We start from the raw sequence: 16,000 nt of genomic DNA on the forward strand, positions 1-16,000 counted from the left end.
TCTATAATTCGAATCTTGAATTTATAGCTTTTTATAACCACTTTTAACTACTAGATAGGAAAAAACGATGTCATTAATTAATACACAAGTACAACCATTTAAAGCGCAGGCTTTTCATAACGGTAAATTCATTGAGGTAAGTGACGAAAGCATGAAAGGCAAATGGTCTGTTGTGATTTTCATGCCAGCAGCGTTTACTTTTAACTGCCCTACAGAAGTTGAAGATGCTGCGGACAACTACGCAGAGTTCCAAAAAGCGGGTGCAGAAGTTTATATCGTTACAACTGATACACAGTTCTCACACAAAGTATGGCACGAAACATCACCAGCAGTTGGTAAAGCTAAGTTTCCATTAGTAGGTGATCCAACACACCAATTGACACGCGCATTTGACGTGCATATCGATGAAGAAGGTCTAGCATTGCGCGGTACTTTCGTGATCAATCCAGAAGGTGTGATTAAAACTGTTGAAGTACATAGCAACGAGATTGCACGTGATGTAAAAGAAACACTACGTAAATTGAAAGCTGCACAATTCACAGCGGCTAACCCAGGCCAAGTTTGCCCAGCTAAATGGCAAGAAGGCGCTAAAACATTAACACCATCATTAGACCTAGTAGGTAAGATCTAATTATTGGCTTAAGCAAGGCAATGCTGCGCTAACGAGCAAACATCTCTTAGCGCAGTGAAATAACAAGGGCATTATTCAAAAGATAATGCCTTTATTTTAGGTAAAAGTTGGTTGTGCAGAATCATGACCAAATGAGAATTTAAAAAAGAGAGCAATCATGGCATTAGAAACTGGTATTAAAACCCAATTGCAAACCTACTTACAGATGTTGCGTGAGCCTATTGTATTGGCTGCATCATTAGATGAAACAGCAGGAGCGCAAGAGATGCGTGAACTGTTGGAAGAAATCGCGAGCATGTCGGATAAGATTACACTGACAATGGAAGATGACGCGCGTAAGCCTTCATTTGCTGTCAAGCGTGGTCCTACACATACCGAAGCGAGTAAAGCAGTAGGGGTGCGTTTTGCTGGTATACCAATGGGCCATGAGTTTACCTCTTTAGTGTTGGCGCTACTTCACACGGGTGGTCACCCGATGAAGCTAGAGGCTGAAAAGATTGCACAAATCGCGGCAATTGAAGGCAGCTTCCACTTTGAAACTTATATTTCACTGAGTTGCCATAACTGCCCAGATGTCGTGCAGGCAATGAATATGATGGCGGTGATTAATCCAAATATTACCCATGTAATGATTGATGGCGCGCTATATCAAGATGAAGTAAAAGCTAGGGACATTATGTCTGTACCAACCACTTACTTAAATGGTGAGGTGTTTGGTGCGGGTCGTATGGAGCTGGACGAGATTTTGCCAAAAATTGATGTTGGTGCAGTTGCGCGTGAGGCGAAAAAATTAGATGCCCAAGCCCCTTTTGATGTGTTGGTGGTAGGTGGTGGCCCAGCAGGTGCGTCAGCAGCCATTTACGCGGCACGTAAAGGCATACGCACAGGTATAGTGGCAGAGCGTTTTGGTGGTCAAGTAATGGATACGCTTGGTATTGAAAACTTTATTTCAGTGAAAGAAACCGAAGGGCCAAAACTAGTGATGGCATTGGAGGAGCATGTCAAAAGTTATGATGTGGATATCATGAATCTGCAGCGTGCTGTTTCGTTAACCGAGCCTGGTAAACACGGTAACAAAAACGAAGACTTAATCGAGTTGAAGTTGGAAAGTGGTGCAACCTTAAGAAGCAAATCGGTGATTCTTGCCACTGGTGCGCGTTGGCGTGAGCTAAACGTACCAGGTGAAAAAGAGTATCGGGGTAAAGGGGTCGCTTACTGTCCACATTGCGATGGTCCATTGTTTAAAGGCAAGCCTGTTGCGGTGGTCGGTGGTGGCAACTCAGGTGTAGAGGCTGCTATTGATTTAGCTAATTTCGTCGGCCATGTGACATTATTGCAATTTGATACTGAGTTAAAAGCAGATGCAGTGTTGCAGAAAAAACTACGTACATTGAGTAACGTCACCATTATTACAAGCGCGCAAACCACAGAAGTCACTGGTGATGGTAATAAAATGAATGGGTTGACCTATACAGACCGTGTCACTGGTGAGTCTAAACATTTAGCGCTAGATGGTGTGTTTGTGCAAATTGGTTTAGTGCCTAATAGTGATTGGTTAAAAGGTACTTTGAACTTGAGTAAATATGGTGAAATTGAAGTGAATCATCACAATGCAACATCGCTACCAGGTGTGTTCGCAGCTGGCGATGTGACGACTACACCATACAAACAAATCATTATTGCAATGGGTGAAGGTGCAAAAGCTTCACTTGGCGCATTTGATTATTTGATTAGGCAATAAAGTTAAACATTAGTAAAAAGGCGGCTCTAAGCCGCCTTTTTTATTAGTTTTTGGTTTTGCAGGTACTAATGCCAAGTAAGCCATAAGCAGGGCAAAAGTTAAAGAGAGCAGTGGCTAGCGGTACTATACCAATCCAAGCCCAGACAGGCCCATTTGCGAATAATACCCATGCGATTAATGCTAGCCCTGCAATAATTCGTACTATACGATCGACTCCACCAATGTTTGCTTTCATCATTCAGCTCCTATAAAGGGACCTTAACTGAAAAGTCAGGAAATCCAGTGTACGCTCAAATTGTTGTGTATGAAAGTGGCTAGGTTAATATGAAAATGTACTCCAATATTCATTGGTGAGTAGGTCTGGAGTTTGGATTAGCTAGAACTATCAGAGATGCTAAGCGCTACTGCTTCAGCTACTTTAATACCATCAACCCCCGCTGACAAAATCCCGCCTGCATAGCCAGCACCTTCGCCACAAGGGTATAAACCCTTGGTGTTAATGCTTTGCAGTGAGTCATCGTCACGCTTAATGCGGATAGGGCTAGAGGTGCGTGTTTCTACCCCTGTCAGCACGCCATCAGCTAGGTCAAAGCCTTTTACTTGCTTAGCAAACTCAGGAATGGCCTCACGGATAGCGGTAATTGCAAACTCTGGCAGTACAGATGCCAAATTGGTGAGATGTACACCTGGTTTGTATGAAGGTGTCACTTCACCAAGCTGGGTAGAGGGTTGGTTCAATAAAAAGTCACCAATTAACTGCCCAGGCGCATTGTAATTACTACCACCTGCGATAAAGGCCTGACTTTCTAATTGACGCTGTAGCTCCATGCCAGCCAGCGGATGGTCTGGATAGTCTTGCTCAGGCGTAATGCCAACCACAATCCCTGCATTGGCATTACGCTCATTGCGGCTGTACTGGCTCATACCATTGGTCACTACGCGGTTAGGCTCAGATGCTGCGGCAACTACCGTGCCGCCGGGGCACATGCAGAAACTGTAAACGGAGCGGCCATTTTTTGCATGATGCACGAGTTTGTAATCGGCTGCGCCAAGCTTAGTGAGTAAGTCCTCACTGTAGCTCTTACCGTATCGTGCCTTGTCGATGAGTGACTGTGGATGTTCGATACGAAAGCCAATTGAAAATGGTTTGGCTTCAATATAAATGCCACGTTTATATACCATTTCAAACGTGTCACGCGCGCTATGGCCTACCGCTAACACCAAGTGATTCGTTGCAAGACGTTCACCAGTTTGCAATACGACTGCTTTCACTTCGTTATTTTCAATTTCAATGTCGTCAACACGACTCTCGAATCGAATTTCACCGCCTAATTCAGTAATCGTTTTGCGCATTTCTTCAACCATCCCCACTAAACGGAATGTGCCGATATGCGGGTGGCTTACATACATAATTTCTTCTGGTGCGCCTGCTTTTACAAACTCCTGAATCACTTTGCGGCCATAATGTTTAGGGTCTTTGATTTGGCTATAAAGCTTACCGTCTGAGAAAGTGCCCGCACCACCCTCACCAAATTGCACGTTGGATTCTGGGTTAAGTGTACTTTTACGCCATAGGCCCCATGTGTCCTGCGTGCGTTTACGCACTTCTTTTCCACGCTCTAATACAATCGGTTTAAATCCAGATTGCGCTAAAATTAGTGCTGCAAAAATACCTGCGGGGCCAAACCCCACAATCACTGGCCTTAATTCAGGTGGAGATGAGGTCGTTGCAACATATTGATAACTGGTGTCAGGCGCAGTTTTAATGTGCGCATCTTTGCGAAACTTCGCTAATATTTTTTCTTCATTTTTGACTTCTACATCAAGACTGTACACATATAAAATAGCATGCGATTTGCGTGCGTCTACGCCGCGCTTAAATATATCAAAGTGAATCAAATCATTTTCTGGAATTTCTAAACGCTTAAGCAATGCTGCTTTAATTTCATCGGCTTGATGGATGAGCGATTGTGCGTTTTCAATCGGGAGTTTTACTTCAGTAATGCGTAACATAGGTGGTCACTTTAATAAGGGGAGTGTTTATCTGCCAATAGTGAGATTTTACAGGAGATTGAATCAAGCGATAAAGCGCTGATAATCGCCTGCTATATCATGTCCATGAGACTTAAGTTTCAAGATTCAATTGTAATAATTTTTTTAGCATAGGTACGGTCACAGGCTTCTTTTCAGTCAGCGACCAAACATCCAGCGCATCCAATACAGCCATCAGTGTTGGTAAATCACGACGCAGATAGCGCAGGCAGTAATCAACCACCTCATCTGGCAATTTTATGCCACGCTCTTTTGCATGTGTTTTAAGCGCTTGGGCTTTTTCTTCATCGGTCAGCGGATGCAGCTGGTAAACCAACCCCCATGCTAGTCTAGTGGCTAAGTCATCACGTAGATTCATTTGTGTGGGCGCTGCAATACCGCTGGAAATAAGAATGCCGCCTGACGCGCGTAGTTGATTGAATTGATCAAATAGTGCGATTTGCGCATCCTCATTTAATAAATGGGTATCGTCTGCAATAAAAAGCGGTAATTCGGACTGTGCCGCAATGCGTTGGCAGGCTTGCAAAAGGTGAGACTTCCCACTGCCTTGTGCACCCCATAAGTAAATAAAACGCGCTTCTTCTGCGTAAGTAAGTGCTCGCTTCAAGCTGTGAAGTGCTTCAGCATTTTGACCCACAATAAAGTTATCCAACGTTGGCGGTGCCAAAGGCTGAATATCGAGCAATAATTGCTTGGTCGGAGATTGGTAATGATGATCCGTACTGTTCATGCGGCTAACCTAAGTAAAAGCGACTGCTAAGATATTGTTGTTTTGCGTGTCTGAAGCCAACGGCAATCGCGGCTGATACAGGTAGTGCTAGTAGCACGCCTGCAAAACCAAATAGCTGGCCACCTGCCATGAGTGCAAAAATGACAACAAGCGGGTGAAGGCCGATACGATCCCCTACTAGCCATGGCGTAAGTGCCATGCTCTCAACGAGTTGGCCCAAACCAAATACCACTAACATTGGAATAAGGTCGGCGAAATTGCCAAATTGTAATACACCGGAAATCAGCGCTAATGTTAAGCCTAACCCAAAGCCCAAATAGGGAATAAAACCCAGTAAGCCAGATAATATGCCGATAGGCAGTGCAAACTCGAGTCCTGCCATCCATAAACCAGTGGCGTAAAATATACTCATCAATACCATGACGGTGAGTTGTCCACGTAAAAACTCAGCCAGCACAGCGTCAATTTCAGAGGCAATTTCTTGTGTTTTGGCAATCAGTTGGCGTGGCAGTAATGCACTAATTTTCTGCATGAAGATATTCCAATCCAGTAGCAAATAAAACAGTACCAGTGGAATGAGTATCAAGTTGCCGAGCCAGCCAATTACTGCCATGCCATGATTGCTTAAGCTAAGCGCTATGTTTTTGGCAAAGTTACCTGTTGTTTTCCAGTTTTCAGTAAGAATAGCTTGAATCTGTGCAGGGTCAATTTCCGTACTGACGCCAAAATTCTTTTGTAACCAAGGTTCAAGATTGGCTTTTGCTGCATTTAAATACACGGGAATTTTTTGAGAAATTTGTACAAACTCATGCTGCAATAACGGAATCATGATTAATACAATCATGGTTAAAACAGCTAGCAACAACAAAAGCACCAGTAATGTGGCAATGCTGCGGCTTGGTTTAAACGAAAATTTTCTTTGATGCCCCCCTAATTGAAGGGCTTCAATTTTGTTAACTAAAGGGTTAGCAATGTACGCCAATATTGCCGCAATTAAAAAAGGCGTAAGTATTGGACCTAGCAAATAAATAAGGCCGAAAACCGATAAAACAGCCACCAGCCAAACGGTATTTGTGTGTTTGTTCATTCTGCGCTTTCAGTAAAGTGTGGCTGATTTGGAAAAGCCTGCGTTTTCAGGCTTTCAACATTTCAGATAACTAAGCATTTCGGTTAAAATAACATTATAACGATAGAACATACTTTTTGTAGAAAGCGAGAACCCCCTTGAGCGCCAATAATTCAGATAAAACTTCAATTAGCTACCGCGATGCTGGTGTTGATATTGAAGCGGGCGATGCGTTAGTTGAACAGATTAAACCGTTTGCCAAACGTACGATGCGCCCAGAAGTGTTGGGCGGTATTGGTGGTTTTGGCTCATTGTTTGCCGTGCCGAAAAAATTTAACGAGCCAATTTTAGTATCAGGCACTGATGGCGTAGGCACAAAGCTTAAGTTAGCGTTTGAGCTAAACAAGCACGATACCGTAGGTATCGATTTGGTGGCCATGAGCGTGAATGATATTTTGGTACAAGGCGCTGAGCCACTTTTCTTCTTGGATTATTTCGCATGCGGTAAATTAGAAGTTGGTGTTGCGGCACAAGTGATTAAAGGTATTGCTGAAGGCTGTGAGCAATCTGGTTGCGCATTGGTTGGCGGTGAAACCGCAGAAATGCCAGGCATGTACCCAGCAGGTGAATATGATTTGGCAGGTTTTGCAGTAGGCTGTGTAGATAAAGCTAATTTGATTAATGGTACGACCATTGCCGCAGGCGATGTAGTGTTAGGCTTGGCTTCAAGTGGTGCACATTCAAACGGTTACTCACTGATTCGCAAATTGATTGAAAAATCAGGCATTGATTTTGAGTCTGATTTTCACGGTAGAAAATTCAAAGATGTGGTCATGGCACCAACACGTATTTATGTGAAATCTTTGTTGAAGCTGATTGAAGCAATGCCAGTAAAGGGCATGGCGCACATTACAGGTGGCGGCATTACTGAGAATATCCCACGTGTATTGCCAGAAGGTTTAACCGCTGAAATCAAAGCATCTGGTTGGGAATTACCACCGTTGTTCCAATGGTTGCAAGCACAGGGCAATATCGTCCCGAGCGAAATGTATAAAACGTTCAACTGCGGTATTGGCATGGCGATTATCATGGCGAAAGAAGACGCGGCTGCGGCTAAAGCATTGCTAGAAGCGGCGGGTGAGACAGTGTTTGAAATTGGTCACATTCGTACACAAAATGCAGGTGAAGCGCCAACCATTGTAGTTTAGTCTATATGTTGATTTAAACCATTTTAGAAAAAGCGGCTTGTTGTATAACAAAAACTTGTATAGCAAAATTAGGTCTGATGCGTTGAGCGTGATGTGTCTTAAAATTAAGGAATTTTAGTGATGAATCGAATCAAAGCATGGAACTTGTTATTTTGTTTGTTAATTGGTGTAGTAGCACTAGCGCCACAAGTTGCTTTATCTAAAACGAAGGCTGCTAAAGAAAATATTTCAAGCAGCCCTTTGCCTAAACGTATTCAGGCCACTTATGAAGTGACTAAAAATGGTGAGCCGTTTGCAAATGTGCACGAGCTATTTGTGGTTACTAAAAATGCTTATACGGTAGAAAGTACAACCAAAGGGTTGGGTGTTTATGCCTTACTTGGTGAGCGTAAGTTAAGTAGCGTTGGTGTGATCACTGCAAAAGGTTTGCAACCAACGCATTTCGAATTACACCAAGGCAACCATAAAAAGAAATCATTATTCACAGACTTTGATTGGGCAAAGCGCAGTCTGGTGATGACAATTAAGGGTAAGCAGGAAACGGCCGAACTTAAAGCTGGTACTCAAGATTTAGCGAGCTACGCATACCAGTTTATGTTTATGCGGGCATCGTTAAAAAATACGATTACCGTGCCACTGACCACCGGCAAGAAACTCAAGCAGTATCAGTATAAAGTGAACCCCGAGCAGAAAATCATTGATGGTGCGGGTGTGCAGTATAAAACCCTGCATTTGACACCAGCAGAGAAGGACGCATCAGAAACCAAAGAGCTTTGGTTGGCAACAGAACATTATTACGTGCCAGCGCGCATACTGATGATTGATGATGACGGCCATAAGTTAGAGCAAACCTTAACTGAATTGCGTATCGAATAGTGAGCCTAATGGCTGGGCTGTTTAACTAGTGACTAAACGATAAGACACTAATCTAATTAACCAAGCAACTAAATCTAATCGTAATTAAGCCTTTAGTCACTACCATTAGTCACTAGAGTTTAAGTAACAACAATTTAAGTAACAACAATTTAAGTAACAACAGAAAACAATACAAAGAGAATCAATATGACGCCTAATTTAATTCGGCAAGCTGCAATCGTTTTATCTAATCTACTAACCTTTAGTAGCCCTGCTGATGCGAAGTTAAGTGAATTTTTCCGTAACAATCGTGATTTAGGTACCAAAGAGCGTGCATTTGTGGCGGAAAGCGTTTATGGGGTTTTACGTCGCTTGCGTTTTCTAAGCACAGTCACGGCTAACGATGAAAATGACCCTGATGATGCGCGTAAATTGATTTTAGCTTGGCTATTGCGCGTACAAGGCATGAGCATTCGTGAGCTAGAGCCAATGTTGAGCGAGCAGCAAAAAGAATGGGCACATCTCATCAAAGCCAAGTCTACAGATAATTTACCATTAGCTGTGCAAGCTGACGTGCGTGACTGGCTGTGGGACAAGCTAGTTGCACAATATGGTGAGGCTGAGGCGTTAACCATTGCGCGTAGCATGCATGAGCAAGCAACGCTGGATTTGCGTGTGAATACGATTAAAGGCACGCGTGACGAAGTGATGGCAAAATTTATTGCTGAAAATACCTCAGGCGAAATGAACGTGACTAAAACCCCTTACTCACCGATTGGCCTTCGTATGCCCAATCGCTTGAATATTGGCCGTCACGTTTTGTTTACTGAAGGCAAGATTGAAGTGCAAGATGAAGGTAGCCAGTTATTGGCACATTTGGTTGCTGCTAAGCGCGGCATGATGGTGGCTGATTTCTGTGCTGGTGCTGGCGGCAAGACTTTGGCCATTGGCGCGTTAATGCGGAATACAGGCCGTTTGTACGCATTTGATGTATCAGAAAAGCGCCTACATAATTTAGGGCAGCGTTTAAAACGTTCAGGATTAAGCAACTTGAACGCACAAGTCATTAGCAGTGAAACTGATCCTAAACTAAAACGCTTAAATGGAAAATTTGACCGCGTGCTGGTGGATGCACCTTGCAGTGGTCTAGGCACTTTGCGTCGGAATCCTGATCTTAAATGGCGCCAAACGCCACAAGATGTTGCCGAGCTTAATGTTAAACAAACCAATATTTTAGCGCGTGCCGCTAAGTTAACTAAAGTGGGCGGGCGTTTGATTTACGCAACTTGTAGTTTGTTGCGCGACGAGAATGAGCAAATTGCGGAGCAGTTCTTAGCAACACACCCTGACTTTAAGCTGATGAATGCGGCAGAGATTTTAGCGCAACATCAGATTCAGCTTGATACTGGCGATTACTTGAAGTTATTACCGCACTTACATAATACGGATGGTTTTTTTGCAGCGGTTTTTGAGAAGCTAGATGCCGCAAGTGTTGCAAACACTGATATCCCAGCTGAGAAAAGTACATCAGAAGAAGCACCTGATTTGGCGGTAGCGCCAGAAAGTGTGGAGGATGTAAGCGCAACAGAGGGTGAGCCAGTGAAAGCTAAGGTAAAAAAAACTGCCGTTAAAAAGACTACAGATAAAGACGCAGCAGTTAAAAAGTCAGCAGTGAAGAAAGAGCCGAAAGAGGTTAAGCCAAAATCTGTAAAGGCCAGTGCGGCAAAAACAAAAGCGGTAAAAGCGTAAGTCATCAAGGGTAAGATTTAATCTTACCCTTTTTTATTTTGTAAAAAATTATTGGTGGGCTGTACCCCATCGCACTAATCCTCATACCGACGAGACCGTGAAGGTCTTCACCGTGGAATATACCAGCTTCAGCTGGTTATTCACACGCGAAAGCACGGAATGGCTAGGCGGTAGGATTATTTAGTGGAATAGCTATACATCGTACGTAGCTATTGAAGTAGTTATCAGCGTCAGTGAGACATCACTAAGTAAGAGATTAGAGTTGTCAGCCTGTTTTCACTTATTTTTGAATACGATGTAGCTGAATTTCTCACAATTATTGATAAAGGCTTTTGTTGTATGAAATTACCCAGCCTCAACCTCCAGATATTACTTGCGGCAATCATAGGTGTTTTAGTGGGGATGTATTTCCACACATTAGGTACTGAACATCAACTGGTAAAAGTTGGCCTCTATACTGCTGGATTAGCCGGTACGCTCTTTATTGATTTACTCAAGATGATTCTGATACCACTCGTGTTTTGCTCAATCTCAGTGGGAATCGCTAATTTGCGCGCGCATCAGCAAATGCATCGTGTTTGGGTCACAACGCTTATTTACTTTACAGCAACCATGATGATTGCGATTAGCTTAGGATTATTGGCAGCCAATTACTTTAAGCCAGGTAGTGGTTTACATATCACGATGTTTGCAGACGCCATGCAGGGATTTGAAGCAAAGCAATTGCCTCTGCCTGAGTTCTTTGCACAGTTCTTACATGGCTTGTTTATGAATCCATTTGAGGCCTTAGCGAAAGGTAATGTGCTCGCTGTAGTGATGTTTGCACTTATTTTGGGAGTAGCTCTGGTAGTAGGTGGTGACCGCTTCAAACACTTACATCGACTATTACAAGAAGCGCTAGACATTACAATGCTGATTGTGCGATGGGTCATGTATCTAGCACCTCTCGGTATTATGGCACTTCTGATTCGGTTAATCGCAGTGCAGGATGTGATGATGCTGAGCATGTTAGGTAAGTTTGTTGCGGTCGTTGTCGGCGTTACCTTATTGCATGGTGTGGTGGTGTTACCTCTTGTGCTATATGTAGTCACACGAAAGTCACCATGGTGGTTATTTCACGGCTCACGTGAGGCTTTGTTGACAGCATTTGCGACGAGTTCAAGCTCTGCCACTTTACCTGTGACGATGCGTTGCGTCACACAACGCTTACATGTAAAGCCAGAAATTGCTGGCTTTGTGGTGCCTTTGGGAGCGACCATTAATATGGATGGCACTGCGTTGTATGAAGCGATTGCCGCGCTGTTTATTGCTAATCTGGTTGGTGTGGAGCTAAGCTTTGTGCAACAGTTAATCGTATTTCTTACTGCAATGATTGCTGCAATGGGTGCGCCAGGGATTCCTAGTGCAGGGATGGTGACCATGGTGATGGTATTGCAATCAGTAGGTTTGCCAGCTGAAGCCATCGCGATTTTACTTCCTATTGACCGCTTATTAGATACTTTGCGTACTACAGTGAATGTGCAGGGTGATATTGTGGGTAGTTTAGTTGTGCAAAAACTTACCCTGGATGCGCCGAGTAAAGTGGTTGTTGCTAGCTAATAAAGTCACCAAACGTTTCTCCATACATTGCGTGTGAGTCATAGCTCAATTAAGTGATTAGGCGATAGGATGGGATGCGCGCGCTGATATAGTTAAATACTTTACGAGGAATGGTGGCTCGTATTGCGTTGACTAATCCAGCCGATGAGCAAGGAGTAAGCCGCAGGGACCACCACTAAAGTAAGTAGCGTGGATGAAATCATGCCACCTATGATAGCAACTGATAGCGGCTTGTTTGTTTCAGAGCCTGCGCCTAAACCCATTGCCGCTGGTAGTAGCGCTAAAATGATGGTGAGCGAGGTCATTAGTACGGGACGCAGGCGCACTGGGCAAGCCTCGCTCAACGCTGCATTAATATGCACTTTGTTAATTATTTCACCAGTATCCCTTACCTTATCTAATAGTTGATTGGTTAAATCTACCAATAAAATAGAATTTTTAGCCACTAAACCTATTAATAAGACAAGACCAATCATTGAGTACATGTTGAGACTGTCACCTGAAATAAGCAACGCAATCAAGCCGCCGATAATTGCTAGCGGTTGCGCTAGCATCACCAGTAAAGGCTGAACAAACGAATTGAACTGGCTAGCTAACACCATATAGAGTAAAACAAAGGCAAGAATAAATACAAATTGGATATTTTTAAACGTCTTGCCGAACTCTTCAGCTTGGCCTGTGAGTTTCAAGGTGTATTCTGGCGGGACGATGGTGGCGGCAGTCTCTTTAACTAAATCTACCGCTTCACCCAACGGCATGTTTGGGTTTGCATAAAAATTTACAGCGTATTGTAGATCATAGCGACCAATGACAGCTGGGCCGAGTTCTTGATTGAACTTAGCGACAGCATCAAGACGTACCAGCTCTCCACTCTCACTTCTCAGGTAAATTTTACTTAAGTCTGTGACGTTGGTTAAATCTCCTTCAGTGGCTTTGATGCGAACATCATAACGTTGCCCATCACCTGCAGCTTCATTAAACTTGGCCACATTAATACCACCAGCATAAAGGCTGACTGCAGTCGCAATCTCCTGGGCATTAAGTCCTAATGTGGCCGCACGTGCTCGGTCTATTTGTACGTCTAATTGTGGTAAATCTAGCTGCACATCTAAATCCACTCGTCCAATTTCTGCGTTGTTGCTTAACGATTGCTGTAATAGTTTAGAAATTCGACCAAGTTCTTGTAGGTTGTTACCTGTTAAATTGAATTGGAGTTTTTCAGAACGTTGCCCACGCACCACTGATGCAGGTGCTGCTAGTGCGCGTGCGCCTGGCACTTGTTCCAGTTCCACTTTAAGTTCTTTGATTAAGGTTTGCTGACTTTTTTCCCTTAACTCTTTAGGCTTAAGGCGCACGTTGATTCGCCCTTCATTAACTTGCCCACGAGAGCCAGTGCCTATTGATGAAAAGTAGCTATCCACCTCATCGGGATAATTCTTTAATATAGTTTCAACGATCTTGAGTCTGGAGTCAGTGTAGTCAAGGCTGGAGCCTAAGGGTGTTTTAATGCTGATACCAAAACTGCTTTCGTCAGACTCTGGCACAAAGTCTTTTTCTACATATTTAAGCGTTAGATAGCCAGATGCTGCCACAAAAATTGCGGTGAATATCAGCACAAATCCTCGATGTCTGAGCGTCACGTTTAGTAGCTTTTTATATTGGGCATCTAAATAATCTAAGCCACGTCCTGTTAGGCGGTATGCAGCATTTTCCTTATGCGTAACGCTTAAATAACGAGAGCAGAGCATCGGTGTCAGGGTGAGTGAGACAAATAGAGACACGAGCACACCGAATGTGACGACGACGGCGAAAGATTTAAAAAACATCCCAATGACGCCATTCATGAATATCACGGGCGCGAATATACAAACCAGCGATAGAGACGAAGCCAATACGGCAAACACCACTTCATTACTACCGTTTTTAGTGGCTTGTGAGCGGAATAAAGCCACTTTGCCAGGGTTTTTCATATCTTCAGGGCTGAGCGCCTCACCTACTTCCCCAGACATGTGTCGAAGAATACTTTCACGCACGACAATTGCATCGTCCACCACTACACCAATAAGCAGCAGTAGTGCCAGTAGTGTCATGCTATTGAAGGTATAGCCGGCAAAGTACATCACCGCGATTGCACCCAATAGTGAAACTGGAATTTCTAGGCAAATCATCACGGTGGAGCTAAACGAACGCATAAAAATCAGCACGATTAATGCGGCAAATAAAGTGCCTTCCACTAAGTGCTCTTTGAGTGATGCCACCATTTGATTAATGAAGATGGAGTCATTAGTTGAGATTTCCAGGCTGAGACCAGGCGGTAGGTTTGGTCGAATATCTTGCTCAAGTCTACGCTCAACTTCTTTAATAATTTCTACCGTATTGGCATTGGCAACTTTCACCATACCTAGGCCTACCGTTGGCTTCCCATTGTATCGGGCAATTTGGCGATTATCGGTGAGGCCATCTTCAACATCGGCTACATCTTTTAGCCGAATTGGGACGCCATCTTTAGTGGTAATAATTAAATTGGATAAGTCGTTGATATCATGAAACTCAAGGTCGAGTTTTAGTAGCTGCTCAGCTTGTGAGCTGACCAAAAATCCACCCGGCAATTGAATATGCTCACGGTTAAATGCACTGATGAGGTCAGTCGCAGCAAGCTTATAAGCAGCCATGCGCTCAGGATTTACATTGACGCGAATCACGCGGTCGCGGCGCCCACCAATAGAGACTTCACCCACGCCGTTAATGGTTTCAAACTTCTTCTTTAATACATTGTTGGCATAAAGATTGAGTTGCTGGATTGTACGGTCACCACTTAAAGCTAACCAAATGACAGCAGATGCATTGGTATCTACCTTCTGCACAGATGGTGGATCGGTATCATTAGGCAGGCGGCGCAGTACTTGGTTTACTTTAGACTGTACCTCGTTATAGGCAACATCGATATCTTTATCCAGAGAAAAAGTAATACTGATGCTGGAAACCCCAGGTGACGATGATGATTGAATATGCTCAATACCTGGTGTAGTGTTGATAGCAGATTCAATGATGCTGGTGATGCTGGTGTCAACTACATCGGGATTAGCACCACGCAGTGTAGTTGTGACCATGATGATTGGGAAATCAATCGCTGGTAGGCGATCTACACCGATACGGTTATACGAAATGATGCCGAACAGCACGATGACGCCAGATAGCATCCAAGCAAGCACATGGCGTTTAATAGAAAGTTCAGGTAGCGTCATGGGGTATAAGTATCAATGATTATGATGTTGCTGCGGTTTTATTGGCAATTTTGACCTGTGCCTTGTCTGTTAAAAAGCCGGCACCATCTACGGCAACGACATCATTCACATTCACCCCGTCTGTAATTTCAATCAAGCCGCTTTTACGTAAACCGGTTGTGACGATAGCTTGATGAGCGATGTTGTCTTTAATGATGTAGACGACCTGTCCAGCTGGACGCAACACTACGCTTTGTTCTGGCACCATCATCGCAGAAGCGCGCTCACCTAAAATTACACTTGCATTTACGCTGGCACCAGCTTGCCATCCTGCCACATTTTTCACATCGGCAATCACCATAATCGTACGATTACTTGCCGTAATGAGGGGTTTAAGTTCACGGATGACTGTTTCAACAGGCGTGTCGCTTGTAGGTGTGGTAAGTCTTAACTTTAAACCGGCTTTAAGTTGCGTTCCCACGCGTTCTGGAAAGGGAATGTAAGCACGTAATAATTTATTTGAAATGATTTGTACGATAGGGTCACCTACGTTGACATACTCACCAGTGTCTACAATCTTATTTTCTACCACACCGTCTGTGGGGGCAAATATTCTCGTTTTTCCAGTGCTGTTGCGTATGGTATTGATACGCGCTTTGGCTGCCACTAATTGCTCTTTAAGTACCCGTTGGTCAGCTACACTTGTATCAACAGCATTTTGTGAAATAAATTTTTTATCAACTAAAGCTTGATTTCTTGCGACTGTTTTTGACTGATTATTTAGCAGTGCTTCAATGCGTGCTACCTCCGCCTGCGCTTCTCGTTCTTGTAGATTAAATGCTGTTGGGTCTAGTGTGGCAATAAGCTGCCCTTGCTTAACGCTATCACCTGGGCTGACAAATACCTTGATGATACGCGCAGGAACCTCGGCCTTAAGCGTTGGGTCAACCAAGCCTTCAAGCGAGCCGATGCCCTCTTCCGTTATTTCCACAGGCGCATCCTGCACAGCCGAAACGGTCACCAAAGTAGGTTTAGGACCATTTTTATTAGCTTCTTTTGCTTTGTCTTCACTTGCGCCACATGCAATGAGCATGCTGGCAAAAAAAGTGACTAAAGTCAGGCTAAAAATTCTTTGCATAAGTTGA

At 43.8% G+C, this 16,000-nt stretch carries 12 protein-coding genes; 6 read left to right on the forward strand and 6 right to left on the reverse strand.

What is annotated here, in order from left to right:
• Positions 1-67: 67 nt before the first annotated feature.
• On the forward strand, positions 68-631 hold the full coding sequence (gene ahpC, locus A391_RS0101690) for an alkyl hydroperoxide reductase subunit C (RefSeq protein ID WP_019896899.1): 564 nt from the start codon (positions 68-70) through the stop codon (positions 629-631).
• Positions 632-788: 157 nt separating this feature from the next.
• On the forward strand, positions 789-2,372 hold the full coding sequence (gene ahpF, locus A391_RS0101695; protein ID WP_019896900.1) for an alkyl hydroperoxide reductase subunit F: 1,584 nt from the start codon (positions 789-791) through the stop codon (positions 2,370-2,372).
• Positions 2,373-2,415: 43 nt separating this feature from the next.
• Here ahpF and A391_RS0101700 read toward each other — a convergent pair whose 3' ends face one another.
• The 4 genes from A391_RS0101700 to A391_RS0101715 form a co-directional block, all read right to left on the reverse strand.
• Positions 2,416-2,610, reverse strand: coding sequence for a YgaP family membrane protein (locus tag A391_RS0101700; protein WP_371133432.1), 195 nt, complete (start codon positions 2,608-2,610; stop codon positions 2,416-2,418).
• A gap of 134 nt (positions 2,611-2,744) precedes the next feature.
• The gene (locus A391_RS0101705; protein ID WP_019896902.1) at positions 2,745-4,385 is read right to left on the reverse strand and encodes an NAD(P)/FAD-dependent oxidoreductase; all 1,641 of its coding nucleotides are present in this window, start codon (positions 4,383-4,385) and stop codon (positions 2,745-2,747) included.
• Between the two features lie 112 nt (positions 4,386-4,497).
• Positions 4,498-5,154 carry an HdaA/DnaA family protein gene (locus A391_RS0101710; RefSeq protein WP_019896903.1) on the reverse strand — a complete coding sequence of 219 codons (657 nt, stop codon included), beginning with the start codon at positions 5,152-5,154 and terminating at the stop codon, positions 4,498-4,500.
• A 4-nt stretch (positions 5,155-5,158) separates the two neighbouring features.
• Complete coding sequence (locus tag A391_RS0101715) at positions 5,159-6,241, reverse strand: AI-2E family transporter (RefSeq protein WP_019896904.1); 1,083 nt, start codon at positions 6,239-6,241, stop codon at positions 5,159-5,161.
• A gap of 137 nt (positions 6,242-6,378) precedes the next feature.
• Between A391_RS0101715 and purM the strand changes: the two genes are divergently transcribed.
• From purM to A391_RS0101735, 4 genes are all read left to right on the forward strand, one after another.
• A complete protein-coding gene (gene purM, locus A391_RS0101720) occupies positions 6,379-7,428 on the forward strand; it encodes a phosphoribosylformylglycinamidine cyclo-ligase (protein WP_019896905.1) in 1,050 nt (349 codons plus the stop codon).
• Positions 7,429-7,548: 120 nt separating this feature from the next.
• Positions 7,549-8,304 (forward strand): DUF3108 domain-containing protein, encoded by a 756-nt coding sequence (locus A391_RS0101725; protein ID WP_019896906.1) that lies wholly within the window; start codon positions 7,549-7,551, stop codon positions 8,302-8,304.
• Between the two features lie 186 nt (positions 8,305-8,490).
• Positions 8,491-10,032, forward strand: coding sequence for an RsmB/NOP family class I SAM-dependent RNA methyltransferase (locus tag A391_RS13590; protein WP_019896907.1), 1,542 nt, complete (start codon positions 8,491-8,493; stop codon positions 10,030-10,032).
• A 339-nt stretch (positions 10,033-10,371) separates the two neighbouring features.
• Positions 10,372-11,631 carry a dicarboxylate/amino acid:cation symporter gene (locus A391_RS0101735; RefSeq protein ID WP_019896908.1) on the forward strand — a complete coding sequence of 420 codons (1,260 nt, stop codon included), beginning with the start codon at positions 10,372-10,374 and terminating at the stop codon, positions 11,629-11,631.
• 101 nt (positions 11,632-11,732) lie between these two features.
• Here the strand turns inward: A391_RS0101735 and A391_RS0101740 are convergent, their stop codons facing one another.
• Positions 11,733-14,876 carry an efflux RND transporter permease subunit gene (locus A391_RS0101740; RefSeq protein WP_019896909.1) on the reverse strand — a complete coding sequence of 1,048 codons (3,144 nt, stop codon included), beginning with the start codon at positions 14,874-14,876 and terminating at the stop codon, positions 11,733-11,735.
• Between the two features lie 19 nt (positions 14,877-14,895).
• On the reverse strand, positions 14,896-15,993 hold the full coding sequence (locus A391_RS0101745; RefSeq protein WP_019896910.1) for an efflux RND transporter periplasmic adaptor subunit: 1,098 nt from the start codon (positions 15,991-15,993) through the stop codon (positions 14,896-14,898).
• Positions 15,994-16,000: the final 7 nt, after the last annotated feature.

It is taken from the genome of Methylotenera mobilis 13 (genome assembly GCF_000384255.1).
Taxonomy (GTDB): Bacteria; Pseudomonadota; Gammaproteobacteria; order Burkholderiales; family Methylophilaceae; genus Methylotenera; species Methylotenera mobilis_B.